Genomic DNA, 21,238 nt, shown 5'->3' with positions numbered 1-21,238 from the left:
AGATCTAGATCAGTCGGCGCGGGTCCGCGTGGTAAATGTGATCTCCTCCCAAAGCACGCAATCGCTTTCGTGCAGCTGTTCAGGCAGGCAAGCTCGGAATTCAATCAGGTATTGCTTTCCGTATTCAAATATGTCTATCGAAGTTCTACCACTTACGCCGGTTAACTGATAACGACGAGCCCGGTCGGTTGGTATGCACTGTGATAAAGTGTCGGTGCATTCACGAAGGTGCAATAGGTAATGCGAAGCCCCAGGGAATTCTTTCCAGTGAATATAATAGGGCGGTCCATTGTAATCACTAAGAGCGTTGAAAAATGTATCGGTGGGGAGTACAGGCACGAAGCGAAGTTTGGGAATTTGGCTAATTTGGTTGTCGACTGAATTCCAAAACTCATGGTTTGTCGTTACAGTCGCCCACAAATAACAGTGACTATCTTCTATTATTCCTAGATCGGCATCGTTCACATAAGTTCCAGACGGTCCACAGGCAAAAATTACTATGTCATAAGACTCGCCTCGTGTTATGGGCTGAGCTGACAGCGATGATTCCGAGAGTACGATTTGAGGGTTGATGGTCGATTGAATGCTTCCACCGGTAAAAGTACCATCATGGGGTTCAAAGCTAAAGCGATCATATAGTTCAGAATGGGAGTTTCTCGCTATTTCGTAGTGAGTGGCATCCGGTGCAGGTGCCCAGCTCAACTCCAATTCGATGGGTTCTTCTTCGCCATAGGCAGGTTCGGCAAGTCGCGGGGTTACTCTGACGGTTGAATTGGCAACACTCACTAGCCTTGAACCTCCGAACGCGTCATCAGCGAAGGCCCAGGCGAGCCGCAAGGTCACTCGATAGCGGCCAACGGGTTGTGGAGGCAGAGCAAACGAGGTTGCGTCCGCATCGATGTTATAGGAGCCTTTTCGAATCCATTCAAAAGTGCCGTCTTCTTGGACCTCGCGATGGTCGAGGTCTAGGCGCTGGCCCGTCACCGGCTCAGTTATGGGTAGGAATGAGTTGTCTCCCCAAACAACGCCGATGCCGCCATTCTCCGTCTCATGAGCATAGAAGCTGTTTCGCTCATGAGGAGGATATCGCCAGCAAGCGGGCTTATCCTCGCCCAATGGCCAACCAAGTTTCTGTAGTTCATAGCACGCGTAGACCTCTGATCTTCCATTTGGCCTTCCCAACACCGTGCCGACACTACCCTCTTCTGCAACTATAGTGGCACCGATAGGGAATCGCGTTTCTCCAAATTCAGTATGAAAATCATGATGGATGCTGATGTTGTGATCAATCTCATGAGATATGGTATCAAAGGAGCTCGAGAGGACAGCCGGGTGCCCTCTCCGAACCATTTGTATAGGGCCTAGTATTATTCTCCAAGTAGAGCCTTGACGAGGATCGCTTCCCTCTACCTTGTGTCTGAGGTTGGTTACGCTTACAAATCCATTGAGTTCACCCCATCCGCCGCTATGAGCTACAGCGTATCTTCCAGGCTGGAATTTGCTGTAAGTCAGAAAATGATGAATGACACCTGTTTCATCTTTCACAGCTTCACGGCACTCGGTTGCCAGGTTGCCTCTTCCAAGGAATGTCTCAGGTTGACTGTCCTGTAAGGGCGATTTGATGATTTGACCTGGTTCCATTCGCAATGTGAACAGACCAGAGGATTGCCAAGCATAAAACGGGGCTTCCAAATGATTCCACACTTCGACTATTGCAGCAACGTCGTCCGGTTCGATGAGGTAGGCGAGATCGGGGTCGGTGCATACATGGAGCTTTACTGAGAGATTGCCTCGAGAACCTACCCAATGGCCTGTGTCACCGGCATGAAGAACTGCATCGTATATGGTGATTCTCCTTAAAGGTTCGATGGGATTGGCTGAGTATTGGATATTTTTGCCGGTCCAGGCGCTGTCCCCCTGGCGATAGTTGGCTTTGACACACACATAATGAATGTTGAACTCTTGGAGATGAACGTTGAAGAAGTTGAGGCCTCCCATAACGATGTAGGTGCTCGGTGTGGTGCGAGCGGTCCAAGTGTCGTCGATTTCAATGGGGCAATCGAAGGCGTCGGCCTTGTAGGCCACGGTGTAACCGGTCAATGGCGATGCTCCGGCAGACGCGGGCGCATTCCAGTCAATCCGGATCACGCCTCCGTATGCCACGACCTCAATATCAGTGGGGCTAGGGGCATCTATTGCACCGTTGCCATTGCTGTCGTCGTCATCGGTGCCGGCGTCAGGCGTCGGGTCGGGGTCGGGTGTTGGGTCGGGTATTGATTGTTGGTGTGCGGCTCTCAGAGTGGTGAGGGCGGTGTTGTCGAGGGCGAGGTAGCAGCCGATGGTTTCGTGCTGGTTCCAGACGAGTCGGGCTAGTACGGTTTGGCCGTCGGCGGTTTTGGCCACGTCCACGGGTTGGGCACCGAACTTGTGATGCTCGAAGCACCGCCGCGACGCGTCGGTGGGTTGTCCAGGGAGGCTCTGGGGCGGCGGGGCGGCTCGGAGAGTGGCTATCGCCGTGTCGTCGAGGGTGAGATAGCAGCCGATGGCGTCGTGGTAGCCCCAACTCACCTGGGCGAGCACAGTTAGTCCATCGGCGGTCTTGGCCACGTCCACGGGTTGGGCGCCGAACCTGTGATGCTCGAAGCACCCCTGCGCCGCGCTGGCCTGGGAATCGTGAGCAGTGGCGGTTGACGGCGCAACCCCCGCTACCAGCACGGCCAAAGTGACCAGAACCGACACAATCCTCACCCGCATTGGCGGGGGATAGTACACCTCTGGCGAAGCAGACATCCGAGGATATAGAAACCACATCGCCAGTCATACCCGCGGCATGACCACCATCTAGCGCAGTCCATTCTGTCACGTACCGCCCAAGTAGGTATGCTGGCATACATGAAGCGGACCACGGTGAAGCTCTCCGATGAGATTGATGCCCGTCTCCGTCATGAAGCGGAGCGACGAGGCATCACTATTTCTGAGCTGACCAGAGAGGCCATTCAGAATCACCTGGGCGCGCAGAGAACTCTTGGGGCCGCGGCCGCCGGTCACAGCGGCCGCTGCGACATATCCGAACGGATTGAGGAGATTCTGGCCAACGAGGTTGCGCCATCGCACTGATAGTCGACGCTGGGCCTCTCTACGCCTACATCGATGCTGACGACCGTCATCACGCGGCCAGCCTTGATCTCCTGTTGACTCACCCCGGCCCATTGGTGGTGCCGATGTTGGTGGTCACCGAGGTCAGCTACTTGGTTGGGACCCGCTTGGGGTCTGAAGCCGAAGTGCGCTTTTTGGGCGATATCGCTTCGGGCCACTTAGGGGTTGAGCCCGTGGCTGCTGGCGACTGGATGCGGATCGCCGAACTGGTTCACGCCTACCGCGACTTGCCCTTGGGCACGGTCGATGCCTCGGTCGTGACCGCCGCCGAGCGTCTCGACATCGCAACGGTTGCGACAATTGATCGGCGACACTTCGTGGTAGTGAAACCTCGCCATTGCCAAGGCTTCGATCTCGTTCCTTAGGCGGGGCGGAACTTGATGAGGGTGATTTCGTCGGTGGCGTTCTCGAACACGGCTTCCACGGGGAGGCCGCAGGCGATATCGGCGTTGTCGATGCCGATGAGGTTGGAATACACCATCGGCCCCTCCTCCAGCTCCACCAGCACCACGTTGTAGGGAAGCTCCGGCTCGAACGACGGGATGTAGGGCTGCCTCATGATCGTGAAGCCCCACACCGTGCCCCGTCCCGATGCTTCGGTCCATCCCCGGTCGAACGACAGGCACGATGGGCAGGAGGCATAGGGCGGGAACCATACGTGCCCGCAGGCTCGGCACTTTGGCAGCACGAAGCGGTGCTCGCGGGCCGCAGCCCAGAACTCCCGGTCCTCGGGGGTCACCGTGGGCAGCGGCTTGTCGTACTCCGCTTCGCCGCTCACAACAACCCGTCCCGGCACAAAAGCGATGCCCCCGGTAATGCCGACAGGCACCAATACAGCGACCAGTCGCAGTCCGGGATCTGGCGCTCCCCGGCCTGGCCCCGCAGCTGGCGCACCGCCTCGGCGTGCTGGTTCCACCCCTGGAGGTACGACTCGCTTAGCATCCCCCCGCTGGTGTTGATGGGCAGCTCACCGCCCAAAGCGATGCGGCCGTCCTGGACCCACTCCAATCCCTGGCCCTTGGGAGCGAACCCGAACCCCTCCAGCCCCCACAGCACCGACACGCTGAAGTTGTCGTACACCTGAAGGCAGTCGATGTCGTCGGTGGTCACCCCCAGCGGCTCGAACAGATCGGCTTTCATCGACCGGCAGGCAGCGTCCCAGAATCCCAGGTCCACATACCACTCCCGAAAGTTGGCCCGCCCCGCGGTGCCGGCGATCAGCACCGGGGGATGAGCCAGGTCCCGAGCCCGCTCGGCGGTAGTCACCACATAGGCCACCGCCCCGTCGTTCACCAGGCAGTAGTCGAACAGCCGCAGCGGCTCGGCGATGTACCGGGCGGCCAAGTAGTCGTCGATGGTCATCTCCTGTTGCATGATGGCCCCCGGTGTCATTCGGGCATGGGAGCGGATGGCCACCGGGATGGCCCCCAGCTGCTCTTCGGTGCCTCCGTATTCGGCCTGGTAGCGGGTGAATCCCATCGAATACTGCGCCCCCGGCGAGGCCATGCCGTAGATCGTGTCGTACAGCAGCCCCTGGGGCTGGGCCCCGAACTTGGTGCCCTGGGTGCGGAACGCCACCGAGTTGAACAGCACCACGTAGTCGGCCAGCCCGTGGTGTACCGCAGTGGCGGCGTGCATCAACGCCATGGCGCACATCCGCCCGGCCTGGGGGTAGTCCACCACGAAGCGAACGTCGGTGAGCCCGGTGCGATAAGCCACCGGCTCGTAATGGGCCAGCCCCCCGGTGATGAGTCCGTCGATCTGCGACTTGTCCAACCCGGCATCGGCAATAGCCGCCGCAATGGCCTCAGTAGCCAGCGCCTCCCCGGTCCGCTCCGGGTCCGGCGTGCGGTACAGCCCGGCGAAATCGCTGCCCCCAATACCGACAATGGCCGTCTGCCCGGCAAACTCCCGATCGCTCATCGCTGGGCACACTAATGGTCAGCTGTGTTCGAGCCGTTGCCCAGCCCCTATCGTCGAAGCCGGAGCAAGGGCGGTGGCAATGAAGATAGATCCCGACAAATCTTGGCGGCTGGTGGCCGAACGGCTGGAGGCTGAGACCGACCCTCGGCGGCGCCATGTCTTGCAATTGGTGCTCCACCACATGCAGCGCGAGCTCCGGCTCGACATCGAGGGGGTGATCGACACCTTGAGCGAGAAACCCCAATACAAGATCTGGCCCCACGTCGACGATCCCGTCGCCAGTCCCGGAGGCTCCAAGGACGCTATCCGCAACCTCTACGACCGCGCCCTGGTGCAGACCGGCGCCCACCGCTGGGAACTCGACCTGGATCGGGTGATCGTCGACGACCACGCCGTGTTCACCGAGGGGGTCATGCGCATGGCCTATCCCGGCCGCACGCTCGCGGCCTTGGGTATCGAGGTTCCCGACGTTGACTCCTACTACCTGTCCGAGGTCCGCATGGGCATCGTGTGGCCGATCGACCCCGACGACCCCCAGGCCCGGCTGTCGGGTGAAGAGGTCTATGCCGAGGGCGACCGTTTCGAGGGGATTGCCGACCGCCCCATCAGCCTCGACGAGATTGCTCCCTTGGAGTCGCTCGGCGCTTGACCATTAGCCTCTACGTTTGAGCCAGAGTGAAAGGCAGTGCCGATGAAGATGAATCCCAACAAGACGTGGCGGCTGGTGGCCGAGAAGCTGGAGGCTGAGACCAACCCCCGGCGGCGCCATGTGCTGGAGTTGGTGCTGGCCCACATGAAGTGCGAGGCCCAGGCCGACATCGAAGGGGTGGTGGCCACCCTGAGCGAGAAGCCTCAGTACATCATCTGGTCGAACCCCGACGATCCCATCGCCAGCCCCGGCGGCTCCCGCGACGCCATCCGTGGGTTCTACGACCGCAGCATCGTGCAGACCGGCGCCCACCGTCTCGAGTTTGACTGCGACCGGGTCATCGCCGATGACGACGCCGTGTTCACCGAGGGCGTCATGAGCATGGCCTATCCCGGCCGCACCCTCCAGGCCATGGGCATCGATGTGCCCGACGTGGACTCCTACTACCTCGCCCAAGCCCGCATGGGCATTGTGTGGCCAGTCGATCTCGACGATCCCGAGGCCCGCCTGCGGGGCGAAGAGGTCTACTCCGCCAACGACGCCTTCGAAGGCGTCGCCAACCGCCCCATCAGCCTCGAAGAAATCGCCCCCCTAGACCTCGCCGCTGTCTGATCGCTAAGAAGCCGCCCAGGTTTCGGTGCGGAGGTAGGTGTAGACGCCGGTGAAGTCGGAGAGGGCTTTTTCGGGGAGGTCAACCGGGTCGCCCAGGCGGCTGGCGCCCCAGACGATTCGGGCGGTGTGCTCGGCTACCAGGGCGGCGTGCAGGGCGTGCTCGGGCGACTCGCCGATGCACAGCATCCCGTGGTTGGCCATCAGCACCGCCGAGCGGTCGGCCAGATGGCGCACCACCTCTTCGCCTAGTTCGTCGGAGCCGGTGGGCCGGTAGTCGGTCACCGGAACATCTCCGCCCAGGTACACGATGACCTCCTCGATCACCGCGGGAATGCTCTTGTGGGCCACCGCGAACATTGAGGCGTGAATCGGGTGGCAGTGCACTACCCCGCCCACCTCGGGGAACGCCCGATAGCAGGCCAGGTGCATGGCCTTCTCGGTAGACGGCCGGGAAGAGCCCTCCACCGGGTTCCCGTCCAGGTCCACCGCCGCCAGGTTGTCGATGCTCACCTGGTCGTAGGGGAGCGACGACGGGGTCAGCCAGATCATCCCGTCGTCGGCCCGGCCTGACACGTTTCCTGCGGTGCCCACCACTAGCCCGGCCGCGTCCATGGCCTGAGCGGCGGCCACCACTTGGGCTCGAATATCGGTACTGTCGCTCATTGCCACACCTCCGGGTTGGCCAATCGGTAGGGCCGCTCACCAGCCAGGAGTCGGCAGATGTCCTCCACTACCATATTGGTCTGGTTCACCTCAGTGTCGTAGGTGGCGCCGCCCACATGGGGGGTCAGCACCACGTTGTCGAGCATGGTCAGCGGGTGGTCGGGCGGGAGGACCTCCCGCTGCACGTGGTCGAGGCCGGCGCCCCCCAGATGGCCCGACGCCAGGGCCTCTACCAGGGCGTCGGTGTCGTGCAGCCCAGCCCGGGCGGTGTTCACATAGATGGTCCCCGGCCGCATGGCCGCGAACTGCTCGGCGCCGATCATCCCCTTCGTCTCCGGGTTGACCGGGGCGTGCATCGACACCACGTCGGCGGCGGCCAGCAGCTCGTCCAGGTCGCAGTCGGCGTCGGACTGGTAGGGGTCGTAGGCCATCACCCTCATCCCCAGGCCCTCGAAGCGCCATTTGGCCGCTCGCCCCACTGCTCCCAGACCCACCAGCCCCACCGTGCGGCCGGCCATCTGCCAGGCCCGATACCGCTGGTAGGGGATGGAGTCGCCAAACACCGTGCCCGCCCGCATGTCCCGGTCGCCCAGAATCACGTGGCGGCTAACGGCGAACAGGAGCGCAACCGCCATCTCGGCCACGGCGTCGGCGTTGCGCCCCGGGGCGTGCAGCACCGGAATCCCCGCGGCGGTGGCTCCGGCCACGTCCACATTGGTGGGGTCGCCCCGGGTCGAAGCCACCACCCGCAGCGGCTGCTCGAACACCGGCCCCCGGCACTCGTCGGCCTCGCACACCAGCAGATCGGCCGACACCGCTGTCAGGCGAGCAGCCAAGTCATCGGCGCGATAAAGACGGAAGGGCTGGTACTCGATCCACGGGTCGAACTCCACGTCGGCCACTTCCCGCAGCCGATCCAAGCCAGGCCCCCGCAGCGGAGCGGTTACCAGTGCTCTCGGTCTGCTCACGCTATGAGCGTAGGGTTCGAAGCCGCGGATCACTCCATCGACACCGCGCCATTTCGCAGGCCGACCACTACGGTTGACAGCTGTGGCTGAGACAGTCGAGGTGACGGTGGGCATCGACATCGGCACCACCTCGGTAAAAGCGATAGCGGTTGACGCCCACGGCGAAGTCTGCGCCCGGACTCGCATCCCCCATGCGATCAACGCCCCCACTCCCGCGGTGCTCGAGCACGATGCCGCCGCGGTATGGCATACCGGCGTGATCGAAGCCTGCGATTCGGTGTCGGCCGATCACCGAGTGGCGGGCATCGGCCTGGCCGCCATGGTTCCGTCACTGGCCGCGGTCGATCGCAACGGTATGCCGGTCTCGCCGGGGATCCTGTACGGCGACCACCGGGGACACCACCCCGACGGCGAGTTCGTCGGCTTTTTGCGCTCGCTGGAGCACGCCGTGCCCAACGCCCACGCCTACTGGCCGGCGCAGGCGGTGGCCAGCCACGCCTTGTGCGGAGCCGCTGCCATCGACGGGGTCACCGCCATGACCTGCTTGCCCGTATTCGGCGCTGACGGGTGGGACGCCAAATGGTGCGATCCCGGCAAGCTCCCTGATCTAGCGATGGATTCCACCTCCATCGGCGAGCGAGACGATGCCCCAGTGGCTGCTGGCACCGTGGACGCCCTGGCCGAGCAGCTCGTTGCCGGGGCCGACTTGCCGGGCGACGTGCTCGTGATCTGCGGCACCACCCTCATCACTTGGGCGGTGGGCGAGGGGTGGCCCGAGGCCGAGGGGCTGTGGACCATTCCCCACCTCCAACCCGGCCTGGCCGCCATCGGCGGGCCGAGCAACGCCGGCGGCCTGTTCTTGGAGCGAGTTCGGGCCCTGACTGGCGATCCGGCTGCCGAACTGACCCACCCTGACCGCGTGCCGTTGTGGGTGCCCTACATCCGGGGCGAGCGCACCCCCCGCCACGACCCCGACCTGCGGGCTGCACTGGTCGGCTTGGACGTGGGCCACACCCCCGCCGATGTGCTGGCCGCGGCCTACGAGGCCGCCGGGTTCGTGGTCCGCCACCACCTCGATTTGTCGGGCACGAACCCCCAGCGCATTGTGGCCGTGGGCGGAGGCACTCAGGTCGAGCGCTGGATGCAGGCCCTGGCCGACGTCACCAACCTGCCGGTGGACGTCACCGCCGTACCCGAAGGGGCGGCCCGGGGAGCGGCCTGGCTGGCTCGCATCACCGCCGGGCTGGAGTCCAGCGACTGGGCCGAAGCCCGCCGGTGGGCCCAAACCGGTCGCAGGGTTCAACCCCGAGCCGACTGGGCCGAGGCCGCCAACCTCCGCTACCCCCAATGGCGCGCCGCTTGCGCTTCTCAAAGCGAGGCTGCACAGTAAGGCGCGCGCAAAAGAGGAGATTCATGAAGTTCGCAGTGACGTTTCCGATGGTGGCCCACCCGTGGGACCAGAGGCTGATCACCAAGCAAGGGGTGGTGGACTTCGCCCGCACCGCCGAGGAGTCCGGGTTCGACGGGCTGGGCTTCACCGACCATCCCGCTCCCACCGACCGCTGGCTCAATGCCGGCGGTCACGACGCCGTCGACCCGTTCGCCGCCTTGGCCTTCTGCGCCGCGGTCACCGACCGCATCAAGCTGATTCCCAACATCGTGGTGGTGCCCTACCGGAACCCGTTCATCATGGCCAAGGCCATCGCCACCGTCGACGCCTTCTCCGGCGGGAGGTTCATCTTCGCCACCGGCTCCGGCTACCTCAAGGGCGAGTTCAAGGCCCTCGGCGTCGACTTCAACAACCGCAACCAGATCTTCGACGAGGCCATCGAGGCCATGATCGGCATCTGGACCACCGACGACTTCGCCTACGAGGGCAGCACCTTCACCGCCCTGGGCCAGACCGCCAACCCCAAGCCGGTCCAAAAGCCCCATCCGCCCATTTGGATCGGTGGCAACTCCAAGCGGGCCCGCCGGCGGGTGGCCACTGTGGCCAACGGCTGGACCCCGTTCCCCGCCCCCCGGGTGTTGGCCACCACGGCCAGGACCCCGCCGTTGGAGACCCTGGACGACTTGGCGGCCCTGCTCGACGAGCTGTGGACCTATGTGGACGAGGCCGGCCGGGATCCGGCCGACATCGACGTCAGCTATCTGAACCACGTTGGCGGCCGACCAGCCGACCCCGATTTCGACGCCGACGCCCACATCGCCGCCCTGGCCGACCTGGAGGCGCTGGGCGTCACCTGGATCACCGTCAACCTCCCCGGCGACGACATCGAAGCCACCTTGGACACCATGCGCCGCTACGGCGAAACCGTCATCGCCCCCTCCCAGAACACGTAGTGCCTGATCTCGGCTCCGGCGAGCTGCCCGTCCCCGCCCCGGTCCACCCGGTCGACTTCCCGCCCTTCGAACCGACCGTTCCCCGCATGATCCGGCAGGCGGTCGATGCCTACGGCCCCCTGGAACTCGGCGTGCTCGGTGACCAGCGGATGACTTTCGCCGACGCTGACGCGGCCTCGGCGGCCATCGCCAAGGGCTTCCTGGCCATCGGAGTGGGCAAGGGCACCCGGGTGGGGCTGTTGGCCCCTAACAGTCCCGACTGGATCGCAACCTGGTTGGCCATCGGCCGCATCGGGGCTATCGGCGTGCTGGCCAACACCTACTACAAGGCCCGGGAGCTCGACTGGGTGTTGCGCCACGCCGATGTGCAAGTGCTGCTGAGCGTGTCCCGCTATCTGGGCCACGACTACCTGGCCCGGCTCGAAGAGGTCGTTTCCCCCGGCCACGACCCGGTTATCGCCTCCCCCTCGCACCCCCTCCTGCGCTCGGTGTGGGTATGGGGCCAGAACGATTCCCCCTGGGCCTCGTCGATGGACGATCTGGTGGCCGCCGGTGAAGCCGTGAGCGACGAGGTGCTGTCGGCAGCCGAGGCCGAGGTGACCCCGGCCGACGAGTTCACTGTGGTCTACACGTCGGGCAGCACCTCCTCGCCCAAAGGGGCGGTTCACACCCAGGGGGCGGTGGTGTGCCACGCCCACAACCTGTGGCAGTTTCGGGACTTGGAAGTGGGCGACCGCATCTACTCGGCGATGCCCCTGTTCTGGGTAGGGGGCATGGTGATGGGGCTGGTGGGGTCGATTTACGCCGGGACCTGCCTGATCTTCGACGAGCGGTTCGAGCCCGGTGCCACCTTGGCTCTCATCGAGAAGGAGAAGGTGTCCATTGTCGTGGGCTGGCCCCACATGGCCCAGCTGCTCACCAACCACCCCGACTTCGTCCAGCGCGATCTCTCCTCGGTGCGGGGGGGCAGCCTGTATGACCTCCTGCCCCCCGAAAAGCAGATCGACGATCCCGAACTGCGAGTCAACTCCCTGGGCATGACCGAGACTCTGGGGCCCCACACCCTGGGCAAGATGGGGGCCCGGCTGCCCGAGGAGAAGCGGGGCTCATTCGGCTGGGCGGTGCCCGGCATGGAGCACCGGATCGTGAACCCCGAGACCGGGGAAGACTGCCCGACGGGGGAGCGGGGTGAGGTGTGGGTGCGGGGCTACGCCCTCATGTCCCGGCTGTACAAGGTGGACCGGGCCGACACCTTCACTCCCGACGGCTGGTACTGCACTGGCGACAGCGGCTACTTCGACGACGACGGCTACTTCTACTTCACCGGCCGGATGGGTGATTTGATCAAGTCGTCGGGCATGAACATTGCCCCCCGCGAGATCGAGCTGGTTATCGAGGAACTGGATCAGGTCATGCACGCCTTCGTGTGCGGCGTGCCCCACCCCGACCGCCTCGAAGACGTGGCCGCGGCGGTGGTGCTGAGGCCGGGACAGCCGCTCATCGGCGAAGAGCTCAAGACATATGTCGCTGAGCGGGTGGCCTCTTACAAGGTTCCCCGTCATCTCGCCGTCTACAACACTCCCGATGCGTTGCCCTGGCTCGACTCAGGCAAGATCGATCTCATGGGCGTGAAGCGCATCCTCACGGAGCGCTTCAGCGGATGACCTTCATCCACGACCTTCTCACCGTCGTGCCTCGGCGGGACGACCTCATCGTGGCCGGTGACCGTCGCCTGTCCACCGACGAGGTGATCGACTGGGCCGACCGAGCATCGGCTGACCTCGAGCCGAGCCAGCCCACCGCCTTCCAGCTACCCACCGGGCCCGAAGGAGTAGTCGCCTACCGGGCCTGTTGGCGAGCTGGCGCGGTGCCCGTCCCCCTGCTCTACGCCGACGGTGGCCGCCAGCGATATCATGCGCTCGCCCTTCTCGGCCTGGACCGGCTTTTCGACCCCGCCGACCACGCGGCCGGGGACCCCTCTCCCCGTCCCCCCGCTCCGACCAACCCCGACGACCGGGCCCTCATCATGTTCACCTCCGGGTCATCGGGCGTCCCCAAGGGGGTGGTCCACACCCAAGCTTCCATCGCCTACAAGGTCCGCCAATACATACACATCAGTGGCCTCAACGCCGACGACACCGTGCTGTTCCCCGCTTCGCTGGCTCACGTAGCCGGCCTCCTGCACGGCGTGCTCATCCCCGGAGCGCTCTCCATGAAGACCGTGCTCATGGCTCGCTGGGATCCAGCCGAGGCTCTGCGCCTCATCGAACACGAGCAGGCCACCTACATGATCGGCCCACCCACCTTCTTCAACGATCTCATGGGCCACCCCGACTTCAGTCCCAGCCGTACCGCCTCCTTCCGGTTCCTCTCCATCGGCGGCTCCAGCGTGACCCCTGCCTTCGTGCATCGGGCCCGAGAGGCCTTCGGATGCACCGTCAAGCGGGCCTACGGCTCCACCGAGGCCCCCACCGTCACCACCTGCACCAACGACGACGACCCCGAGCGCATGGCCAACACCGACGGCCGTCCGTTCTCCCCCACCCAGATCAGGCTCGACGAGACCGGCGAGATCCAGGTCCACGGTCCCGAGGTGACCGTCGGCTACCTCGATCCTGCCCACACCGCGGCCGCCTTCACCGATGACGGCTGGTTCCGAACCGGCGATCTGGGCCACATCGACGACGACGGCTTTCTTACCGTGGTCGGACGGCTGGGTCAGAAGATCATCCGCGGCGGCGAGAACATCGACGCCACCGAGGTGGAGGCCATCTTGGAGTCCCACCCGGCGGTCAGCCAGGCCGTGGTGTTGGGGGAGCCCGACGATCGCCTCGGCGAGCGAGTGTCCGCCTTCGTGGTGGCCGACGGCCTATTCGACTTGGACGAGTGCCGCCGCTGGTTTGCCGAAACCGGCGCCGCCCGGTTCATGACCCCCGAGCGGCTCATCCCAGTTGTCGAGATGCCCAAGATGGCCTCGGGAAAGCCCGACAAGTCTGAACTGGCCCGGCTATTGGAGGACTCCACTCGATAGACTGTCAGTCGTGGCTCAATACCAGACCCCCGAGTGGCACCCGGCGTTCGAAGAGTATTGCGAGACCATCTTCGAGCTCGCCGAAGACGATGTCGACGTCATCCAGGCCCGAGTGGCCGAGCGACTGGAGGTGTCCCGCCCCGCGGTGTCCGAGATGATCCACCGCCTGGAGTCCGAGGGCCTGGTTACCTTGAAGGGTCGCACCATCGAGCTGTCTCCCGACGGGATGGATTTGGCCGAGCGAGTGGTGCGCCGCCATCGACTGGCCGAGGTTTTTCTCACCCAGGTGCTGGGCCTGTCGTGGGCCGATGCCCACACTGAAGCTGGCAAGTGGGAGCACGTCATTTCGCCTTTGGTGGAGCAGGCCATGATGCGGGTGCTCGACGATCCCACCACCTGCCCTCACGGCAACCCCATCCCCGGATCCGATTACCAGGCCCCCGCAACGCAAGCGCTCGCCGAAGTCGGGGTGGGAGAGCGGTTTGTGGTCACCCGCATCACCGAAGAGCTGGAATTCACCGAGGGACTGCTCGACTTCTTGGAGGGCTCCTCGGTAATCCCCGGCGCCCAGGGGATCATCACCGCCTCTTCACCCGACGGAACCACCACCGTGGAGATCGACGGCAACCACGTCGGCATCGGTGGTTTTGCCAGCGAGCGCATCTTCGTAACCGCGGCCTGATTCGAGCCCAGCCCGGCGATCCCGGGGGGAAATTCAGTCAGTCCCAGCGAGGGCGGGGCGATTGAGGGAGCCAGGTGTCGGGCTGCTGGGCGATGAGATAGTTGTAGTCCCAGTACTCGCGCCAGTGGGCGATCTTTCCGTCGCGGATTTGGAGGCGGCACAGCACGGGGAGGCTGGCCACAGTGCCGTCGGGGTGGTACCAGACCTCCACCCGCTCAACCAGCACGTTGTCGCCGTCCACCCAGATGTCGGTCACCCCCAGTTCGAAGCGCTCCAGGGTGCTCAGGCCCACTTCAAGCTTGCCGATGATGCCGGCGTGGCCCTCGGTGCCGCCGGAGTCGGTCTCGAAGGGCATGTCCTGGTAGGTGCCGTCTTCGGTGAACAGCTCGGCCACCGCGGCCCAGTCCATGCGCTCTAGGGCGGCGAACAGCGCCTCGGCCAGCGCTCGGTTCTCGGTCTCGCTCACAGCAGCCTCACTCGGGCTCGGGCATGCCCAGGTACCGGGCCAGCATCTGAGTGGACGGGTTGACCCTCTCGTATTGGGCGCCGAAATCGGCGGGGAACGTCCCGTACTTCACCTGCATGTTCACGATGGCCACCATGATGATGCAAAACCGCAGACAGCCCCAAGCCTCGAAGTAGTCGATGTGCTCGGCCTTGCGGCCCATGGCCTGCTCCCAGCGGGCAATGGTGCCGTCGCGATCGGCGAATCCGGGCAGCCAGTCGATGTCGGCGCCCTCGCTCAAGAACCGGTTCATGTACAGGAACCAGCCCAGATCCACCTCGCCGGGACCCAGGTCGGCCATCTCCCAGTCGAACACGGCCATCACGTTGAAGTCGTTGCCGTACATGAGGTTGCTGGGCCGGGCGTCGCCCCAGTTCAGTTCAGTGGGCATCGACCCGGAGGGGTCGTTGGTGTCGAACCAGTCCAACGCGGCGTCGATCAGCGGCTTGGGCCGGTCCTCAGCGGCCCAGTCGGCGTAGAAGCGCTGATAGCCGAGCTGCTGGGCGAACCCCGGCCCGCCGTACTCGGGGCGCTCCACAAAGTCGAAGCCGTTGGCCTTCCAGTCGGTGCGAGCTACCGCGGCCAGTGTGTCCACCGACGAGTTGTACAGCGTGGCTTGCTGCTCAGCGGTGGCCTCGAACACCCAGCCCTCCTGGAAGAACGGCGGGTTGTCGGTGGGCACCCGGCCGTGCAGTCGCTCCATGATGAAGAACGGCTCGCCCAGCACGTCGCCGGTGTCCTCCACCCACAGCACCTCGGGCACGGGCACGCTGCCGCAGGCGGCCATGTTCTGCATGCTCCGGTACTGCACGCTCATGTCGTATGTGGGAAAGATGGCGTAGTCGGTGGGCCGTTTGCGCACCACGATGCCCGAGTCGCGGGTCTGGCCGTCGAGGGTGTAGACGGCGTCGCACACCAGGGTCTCATTGCTGAACCCGGAGGCTTCGGGGTTCACCAAGAAGGTCACCTCGGCGTCGGACACGCCGGGGCGGGTGTTCATCCAGTCGGACAGGGAGGCCTTGAGGGCATCGATGTCGCGGTCTTGGGGGATAGCCATAGAAGCTTGAGAATACCCACCGGAACCGGCGACATATCAGGCGGGGACGGGGACCACTTCCACCTTGATCCCGTTCACGATGGCGTTGCCGGAGATCTCGTCCACCAGCTCGCCCGGGGCCAGCAAGTTGTTGTTGACGCCGGCGAACTCCTTGGCCACTGAAAGCTGCACGCCGTCAAGGTTGTGGCCCCAGCCGTGGGGCAAACACACCACACCGGGCATCATCTCATCGCTCACCTCTACGGGCACCTCGATGCTGCCGATCTCGGTGCTCACCCGGGCCACCGTCCCGTCGGCCAGGCCGATGCCGTCGGCGTCGTCGGGGTGCACCAGCAGGGTGCACCGGTCCTTGCCCTTTACCAGCACCTTCACGTTGTGCATCCATGAGTTGTTGGAGCGCACGTGGCGGCGGCTCACTAGCACCATCCCATCGTCGCGGCCCAAACGGCGGTGCAGCCGGCCCACATCGGCGGTGATGTAGGGCGGGGCCATCTCGATCTTGCCCGACGGGGTGTGGAGGATCTCGGGCACGCGGGGCACCATTGGCCCGAAGTCCAGGCCGTGGGGATTGTCCTTGAAGTCCTGAAGGGTAAGCCCGTCGGGATTCTCGCCGTAGCGGTCGCCCAGATGGCCCACCCGGATCATGAGATCGGTCATCCGCTCGGGGCCGCCCTCGTCGTAGTGCGACAGGACGTGCTCAGGATCGAGGCCGAAGAACATGCAGATTCCGGAGAAGAACCCGTCGTCGATGGTCTTCTCGTCGATGTCGTCGTTGGACTGGCCGCCCATCAGCGCGCCCACCCGAACCAGCACCTCCCACTCGTCGGGGCGGTCGCCGAAGTCGAAGATCCGGTCCGACCAGTTGCCCGCGGTGCGGGCGGCCCACGACCAGATCATCTCGTCCCAGTGGGGCTGCTCCAGCGGCGACAGCCCGGGCAGGATCACATCGGCGTGGCGGGTGGTGGCGTTGACCCAGTTGTCGATGCAGATCATGGCATCCAGCATGGGCAGGGCCTCGTCGAGGCGACCGGCCTCCGGCGAGCTGATCACCGGGTTGCCGGCCACCACCACCAGCGCCTTCAATTGCCCTTCGCCGGGGGTCATGATCTCCTCCGACAAGCACGACACCGGCACCTGGCCCAGCACCTCGGGGGCGCCCCGCACCCGGCTGTGCCAGCGGCCGAACTCGGGCTCCTTGGGCTCCTCGAAGTTGAGGGTAGCCATGGCCGGGGCGACGGGGTTGCCGAACATCATCCCGCCGGGCACGTCGAAGTTGGCGGTGAGCAAATTCACCACGTCGATGAGCCAGGAGGCCAGCGTGCCGAACTCCTGGTTGCACAGCCCGATACGGCCGTACACACAGGCGCTGTCGGCCGCGGCGATCTCCCGAGCCAAGCGGCGGGTGGTCTCAGCCGGCACCTGGGTGGTGGCCTCCACCATCTCCGGTGTCCAGTCGGCCACCAGGGCCCGAACCTCGTCGAGGCCGTTCACGTGGCCGGCCATGGTGCCCAGCTCGACGAGGCCTTCGTCGAACAGCACATGGCACAGCGCCAGCAAGAAGGCGGCGTCGGTGCCGGGCGTAATGGGCACCCACTCGTCGGCGTGGTCGCAGGTGCCGGTGCGGCGGGGGTCCACCACCACGCACTTGCCGCCCCGCTCGCGGATCTTGTCCATTTCGCCCAGCACGTCGGGGCAGGCCAGAAGGCTGCCCTGGGAGGCGTGGGGATTGGCTCCCATCACCACCAGGTACTGGGTGCGCATGATGTCGGGGGTGGGGAATGTCCAGGAGTTGCCGTACATGCACTGCGACGACACGTTCTTGGGCCACTGATCCACCGTGCCCGCCGAATAACCCATCTGCACGCCCGAGAGCATCACCAGCGCGCCCACATAGCGGCTGATGGAGAAGTTGTGGGCCGCGGGGTTGCCGATGTAGTAGGTAATGGCCTCGGTGCCGTGGGCGTCGCGCACGCCGTGGAGCAGCTCCTCGCACCGGGCGTAGGCCTCCTCCCAAGTGGCCTCCTGGAAGGTGCCGTTCTCGTCTTTGACCAGCGGCACGCGCACCCGGTCGGGATCCTCGTGCAAGTGGCCCAGCGTGGTGCCCTTGGGGCAGATGAAGCCCTTGCTCCACACGTCGTCGCGGTCTGGCCGGATGGGGGGCAGCACCTTTTCGCCCTCGGTCTTGACCACCATCCCGCACATGGCCTCACACAGCGGACAGGTCCTCAAATGGGTTTTTACCTGGTCGCCGTTGCTGGACGATTCGGGGGCTTGGGTTTCGGCACTCACTCCAGCGATGTTAGTGAGGGCCGGTAATGGCGCTCGAAGTCAGCGGAGTTGGTCGACGTAGAGGTCGGTGCCGGGGACGGTGGGGATGAATGGGGCCGACAGGGCCAGGGAGGCGCGGGGGTGGGTGGTGAGGGCGGCGTGGTGGGAGGCGAAGGCGGCGGGGAACACCTCGGCGGGATCCTGTTCCAAGAACCACAGCAGGCACAGGCGCTGGCCCACTTTGGCGGTGGGGGCCACCGGCGGGGTTCCGGGCTGTTCGATGCGGCCCTGGGCGAACTCCCGGGGGGCGAACGCCAAACACATCACCGCGGGCGAGCCCAGAATCACCGAGGGCAGGTGATCGTGGGCCAGCCACTGCTCGAGCGCTTCCTGATCGGCGACGGTGGCGGCGTCCACTACTTCCACCACCAGCCCGGCGAAGGGGTGGTTCAGCGCCAAATGGGGCTTCATGGGGCCGCTGCCCGGGCGCACGACGCCGAATCGGTAGTGGTGGAAGGCGGTGTAGACGTGGTCGCGCTGGGGGAAGCCCCGACCGTGGGGCATGAGGGCCTCGGCCATGGCCAGAAAGCTCCACCGCTCGGTGTCGTCCTCGTGGCCCGGCGTGCTCCAGTACAGCGAGATGTAGCAGCCGGCGTCGGGGGGATCGAAGGCGGGCTCGTCCACGGCGGGGCGCAGGTCGCGCAACGCCCGGGGGGCCACCCAGCGCCGTCCGGCGTACACCCAGGGGCCGTGCATGGCCCCGGAGAAGAAGTGGTCGTCTTCGTACCAGCGGTTGTACTCGTATTCCTGGCCCTCGTGGGGTTCCACCATGGTGATCAGCGCGCTGCCGATGCCAATGTCGTTGGGCAGATGCAGCGCCAAACGCTCATACACCGAGCGGTCGGCTGGGGTCCGATCAGGCTCGCTGGCAGTCATAGGTATGCCTCCTTCGGGCAACTAGGTCAGGGCGCCGGTGGCGGCCAGCGCGGTGATCTCGTCGTCGGAGAAGCCGAGAATGTCCGACATCACCTGCTGGGTGTGCTCGCCGACCAGGGGTCCCGCCCGCCAGGGGCGGGCGGGGGTGGCGGAGAACAGGGTGACGGGGCCGTCGAAGGTCATGGTGCCGATGGCGCCGTGGTCGAGTTCGATGAAGAACTCCCGGGCCACCAAGTTGGGGTCGGCGTAGAAGTCGCTGGCCCGCAGGGCCACGTAAGCGGGCACGCCGGCGTCCCGGAGCTGTTGGGCGGCCTCGAAGCCGTCGCGGGGAGCGAACCACTCGGCCAAGATCTCATCTGCGGCCGTCGTTTCAGACCATCGGTTGTCCACCTTTTGCAGCCCGGGGACCACCGAGCACAGCGCTTCCCACTGCTCGTCGGTCTCGGTGGCCACCGCGCAGAAGCGCTCAATGCCGGCGCTGCGGTACACGCCGTGGGGGGCAGCCCGCTCGGAGCTGAGCCCGGCCTGGGTGCGAATCCGGCCGCTGTCGCGGTACTCCAGCACCAGCGGGGCCAGGAAGTGGATCGAGGCTTCGATCTGAGACAGGTCGATGTACTGGCCCTCTCCCGTGCGATTGCGGTGGTGCAGCGCCGCCCCGAGAGCCGACAGGGCATAGCGGGGAGAGATGAAGTCGGTGTAGGCCCCCCAGGGGGCGAGTGGCGCCCGGTCGGGCCAACCGGTGATGGCGGTGAAGCCGCCCAAACAGGCGCCGTGGAGCCCGAAGCCAGTGTGGCGGGCCTCAGGGCCGGTCTGGCCCCTCATACAGCTCGAGAGCATCACCGCTTTGGGGTTGAGGGTCGCCACGTGCTCATAGCCGAAGCCGAGGCGGTCGGCGGTGCCGGGGGTGTAGTTCTCCACCACCACGTCGGCCCACGCGATCATCCGGTCGATCACCGCTTGGGCCTCGGGAACGGTGAAGTTGAGCCCCAGGCCCAGCTTTGACTGGTTCATGTTCGCCATGGGATGCCCAGCGCTCATGGGCGAGGCGTGGGGCAGGTGCGGGGGGATCCAGCGCAGGGTGTCGAGGCGGGCCTCGGTTTCCACCCGCACCACCGTGGCGCCCAGATTGGCCAGGTCTTTGGAGATGAGCGGTCCGGCCGCGATCCACGACAGATCGGCCACCTTCAGGCCCTCGAACAGCGCGCCCCGGGGCGCCGCCCACACCCGACTGGGGGCTTCCGGCTCAGCAACGGGGTCGAGGCTCTCCAGTATCTCTTGGTGCTGGCCTAGGGCGGGGGCTGGGTGGCGGTAGGCGATGGGGGTGGCCGACAGGCGGGCGAACGGCCCGGCGTGGGTGGCGCCTTCCACCTCCACCCAGAAGTCCCGGGCGGCCAGCTGGGGGTCGCTGGCCAGATAGGCCGAGGTGTAGCAGGGGGCCACCAGCATCTTGCCGGCCACCGCGTGCACTTGGATCTCGGCCTGGGTCTTGGTCTTGATGAAATCAAGCATCTGGCCAAGGGCCCGATTGACGTCGGCCGGCGCCAAGGTCCCGTCGCCCAACAGCTCGAGATAGCGCTCCCAGTCCACCTCGCACAGGTCTTCGTCGAGGGCGTCCTCGGCGATCACCCACGCCATGAGCGACTTCATGCCCCGGTTGCCCTGGTCGCCCAGCACCAGGGTCATGCCCACGAATCCGTCGTCGCAGGGTTCGATGAACGGCATGCGCACGCCGGGGACGATCTCGGGGTGGGTCACGTCGGCCCGATCGTCGCCTCGGCCGGGGAAGTCCTGGCCCAAAGCGGCGTAGCTGGTGATCGACATCAGCGACCACATCACCGCGGCTTGAATCGAGCTGTCGAGGTGCTGGCCCACACCGCTGCGGTCGCGCTCGCACAGCGCCATCGCGGCGTCGGCCGCGGCCTGCATGGCTCCGAGGAACGACGTCTCGGGGTAGCCCACCGGAGTGGGTACCCGGTCGTGGTCGCCCTGCATACCCAACAGCCCGCCCGCGGCCGACAGGGTCAAATCGACCATGGGCACCGCGGCATCAGGGGTGCCGAAGCCGAACGGGGTCACCGACACATACACCAGGGCGGGGTTCACCGCAGCCAGATCGTCGGGTCCGAGGCCGCGGTCGGCCAGATAGCCGGGGGCGAATGACTCCACCAGCACATCGGCTCCCGCCACCATGGCCCGCAGCTGCCCCTGGCCCTCGGGGCTGTCGATGTCGCACACCACGCTGTGCTTGCCCAGGCCCCACGCCTCCCAGAACAGCGAGCGGCCGTCTTGGGCGAACGGCGGGGTGGAGCGGGCATCACACCCTCCGGGGGGCTCCACCTTGATCACCTCGGCCCCCAGGTCGGCCAGAGCCTTCCCGGTGGCCTCGGCCATCCGAGTGGACAGGTCGAGGACTCTGATGCCGTCGAGGGCGCCGCTCATCGTGTT

General features: G+C 65.3%; 19 protein-coding genes. 9 read left to right on the top strand and 10 right to left on the bottom strand.

Annotation, left to right across the window (positions count from 1 at the left end; translation table 11 throughout):
* Positions 1-9 precede the first annotated feature (9 nt).
* Positions 10-2,613: a hypothetical protein gene (locus tag ACOGJC_RS09680; RefSeq protein ID WP_419844794.1), complete on the bottom strand. Its 2,604-nt coding sequence runs from the start codon at positions 2,611-2,613 to the stop codon at positions 10-12.
* A gap of 279 nt (positions 2,614-2,892) precedes the next feature.
* On the opposite strand from ACOGJC_RS09680, the gene ACOGJC_RS09675 reads away from it, so the two are divergent.
* Positions 2,893-3,117: a CopG family transcriptional regulator gene (locus ACOGJC_RS09675; RefSeq protein WP_419844793.1), complete on the top strand. Its 225-nt coding sequence runs from the start codon at positions 2,893-2,895 to the stop codon at positions 3,115-3,117.
* A complete protein-coding gene (locus ACOGJC_RS09670; protein WP_419848221.1) occupies positions 3,108-3,521 on the top strand; it encodes a type II toxin-antitoxin system VapC family toxin in 414 nt (137 codons plus the stop codon). The genes ACOGJC_RS09675 and ACOGJC_RS09670 overlap by 10 nt, the downstream gene beginning before the upstream one ends.
* On the opposite strand, the gene ACOGJC_RS09665 is transcribed toward ACOGJC_RS09670, so the two are convergent.
* Positions 3,518-3,934, bottom strand: a complete 417-nt coding sequence (locus ACOGJC_RS09665) for a Zn-ribbon domain-containing OB-fold protein (protein ID WP_419844792.1) — start codon at positions 3,932-3,934, stop codon at positions 3,518-3,520. The two genes, ACOGJC_RS09670 and ACOGJC_RS09665, sit on opposite strands and share 4 nt — an antisense overlap.
* Complete coding sequence (locus ACOGJC_RS09660; protein ID WP_419844791.1) at positions 3,931-5,079, bottom strand: thiolase family protein; 1,149 nt, start codon at positions 5,077-5,079, stop codon at positions 3,931-3,933. The genes ACOGJC_RS09665 and ACOGJC_RS09660 overlap by 4 nt, the downstream gene beginning before the upstream one ends.
* Positions 5,080-5,152: 73 nt before the next feature.
* Between ACOGJC_RS09660 and ACOGJC_RS09655 the strand changes: the two genes are divergently transcribed.
* Positions 5,153-5,728 carry a nuclear transport factor 2 family protein gene (locus ACOGJC_RS09655; protein ID WP_419844790.1) on the top strand — a complete coding sequence of 192 codons (576 nt, stop codon included), beginning with the start codon at positions 5,153-5,155 and terminating at the stop codon, positions 5,726-5,728.
* Between the two features lie 42 nt (positions 5,729-5,770).
* A complete protein-coding gene (locus ACOGJC_RS09650) occupies positions 5,771-6,340 on the top strand; it encodes a nuclear transport factor 2 family protein (RefSeq protein ID WP_419844789.1) in 570 nt (189 codons plus the stop codon).
* Between the two features lie 3 nt (positions 6,341-6,343).
* Here ACOGJC_RS09650 and ACOGJC_RS09645 read toward each other — a convergent pair whose 3' ends face one another.
* On the bottom strand, positions 6,344-7,003 hold the full coding sequence (locus ACOGJC_RS09645; RefSeq protein ID WP_419844788.1) for a class II aldolase/adducin family protein: 660 nt from the start codon (positions 7,001-7,003) through the stop codon (positions 6,344-6,346).
* Complete coding sequence (locus ACOGJC_RS09640; RefSeq protein WP_419844787.1) at positions 7,000-7,971, bottom strand: NAD(P)-dependent oxidoreductase; 972 nt, start codon at positions 7,969-7,971, stop codon at positions 7,000-7,002. The genes ACOGJC_RS09645 and ACOGJC_RS09640 overlap by 4 nt, the downstream gene beginning before the upstream one ends.
* A gap of 73 nt (positions 7,972-8,044) precedes the next feature.
* On the opposite strand from ACOGJC_RS09640, the gene ACOGJC_RS09635 reads away from it, so the two are divergent.
* The 5 genes from ACOGJC_RS09635 to ACOGJC_RS09615 are packed head-to-tail and all read left to right on the top strand — an operon-like array spanning position 8,045 to position 14,027.
* On the top strand, positions 8,045-9,361 hold the full coding sequence (locus ACOGJC_RS09635) for a xylulokinase (RefSeq protein ID WP_419844786.1): 1,317 nt from the start codon (positions 8,045-8,047) through the stop codon (positions 9,359-9,361).
* A 23-nt stretch (positions 9,362-9,384) separates the two neighbouring features.
* On the top strand, positions 9,385-10,314 hold the full coding sequence (locus ACOGJC_RS09630) for an LLM class F420-dependent oxidoreductase (RefSeq protein WP_419844785.1): 930 nt from the start codon (positions 9,385-9,387) through the stop codon (positions 10,312-10,314).
* Positions 10,314-11,978: a class I adenylate-forming enzyme family protein gene (locus ACOGJC_RS09625; protein WP_419844784.1), complete on the top strand. Its 1,665-nt coding sequence runs from the start codon at positions 10,314-10,316 to the stop codon at positions 11,976-11,978. The genes ACOGJC_RS09630 and ACOGJC_RS09625 overlap by 1 nt, the downstream gene beginning before the upstream one ends.
* Positions 11,975-13,345, top strand: coding sequence for a class I adenylate-forming enzyme family protein (locus ACOGJC_RS09620; RefSeq protein ID WP_419844783.1), 1,371 nt, complete (start codon positions 11,975-11,977; stop codon positions 13,343-13,345). The genes ACOGJC_RS09625 and ACOGJC_RS09620 overlap by 4 nt, the downstream gene beginning before the upstream one ends.
* Positions 13,346-13,355: 10 nt before the next feature.
* On the top strand, positions 13,356-14,027 hold the full coding sequence (locus ACOGJC_RS09615) for a metal-dependent transcriptional regulator (RefSeq protein ID WP_419844782.1): 672 nt from the start codon (positions 13,356-13,358) through the stop codon (positions 14,025-14,027).
* Between the two features lie 37 nt (positions 14,028-14,064).
* Here ACOGJC_RS09615 and ACOGJC_RS09610 read toward each other — a convergent pair whose 3' ends face one another.
* Genes ACOGJC_RS09610 through ACOGJC_RS09590 form a run of 5 tightly spaced genes read right to left on the bottom strand, consistent with a single transcriptional unit; the run spans position 14,065 to position 21,232 of the window.
* Positions 14,065-14,493, bottom strand: a complete 429-nt coding sequence (locus ACOGJC_RS09610; RefSeq protein WP_419844781.1) for a nuclear transport factor 2 family protein — start codon at positions 14,491-14,493, stop codon at positions 14,065-14,067.
* 7 nt (positions 14,494-14,500) lie between these two features.
* Positions 14,501-15,589: a phosphotransferase family protein gene (locus ACOGJC_RS09605; protein ID WP_419844780.1), complete on the bottom strand. Its 1,089-nt coding sequence runs from the start codon at positions 15,587-15,589 to the stop codon at positions 14,501-14,503.
* A 36-nt stretch (positions 15,590-15,625) separates the two neighbouring features.
* Complete coding sequence (locus ACOGJC_RS09600) at positions 15,626-17,878, bottom strand: molybdopterin-dependent oxidoreductase (RefSeq protein WP_419844779.1); 2,253 nt, start codon at positions 17,876-17,878, stop codon at positions 15,626-15,628.
* Between the two features lie 39 nt (positions 17,879-17,917).
* Positions 17,918-18,793: a hypothetical protein gene (locus tag ACOGJC_RS09595; RefSeq protein WP_419844778.1), complete on the bottom strand. Its 876-nt coding sequence runs from the start codon at positions 18,791-18,793 to the stop codon at positions 17,918-17,920.
* 21 nt (positions 18,794-18,814) lie between these two features.
* Positions 18,815-21,232, bottom strand: a complete 2,418-nt coding sequence (locus ACOGJC_RS09590; RefSeq protein WP_419844777.1) for a CaiB/BaiF CoA transferase family protein — start codon at positions 21,230-21,232, stop codon at positions 18,815-18,817.
* Positions 21,233-21,238 lie beyond the last annotated feature (6 nt).

The sequence above is a fragment of the Candidatus Poriferisocius sp. genome (assembly GCF_965204015.1).
GTDB lineage: Bacteria > Actinomycetota > Acidimicrobiia > Acidimicrobiales > Bin134 > Poriferisocius.
This window is presented reverse-complemented; position numbering and strand designations above follow the sequence as displayed.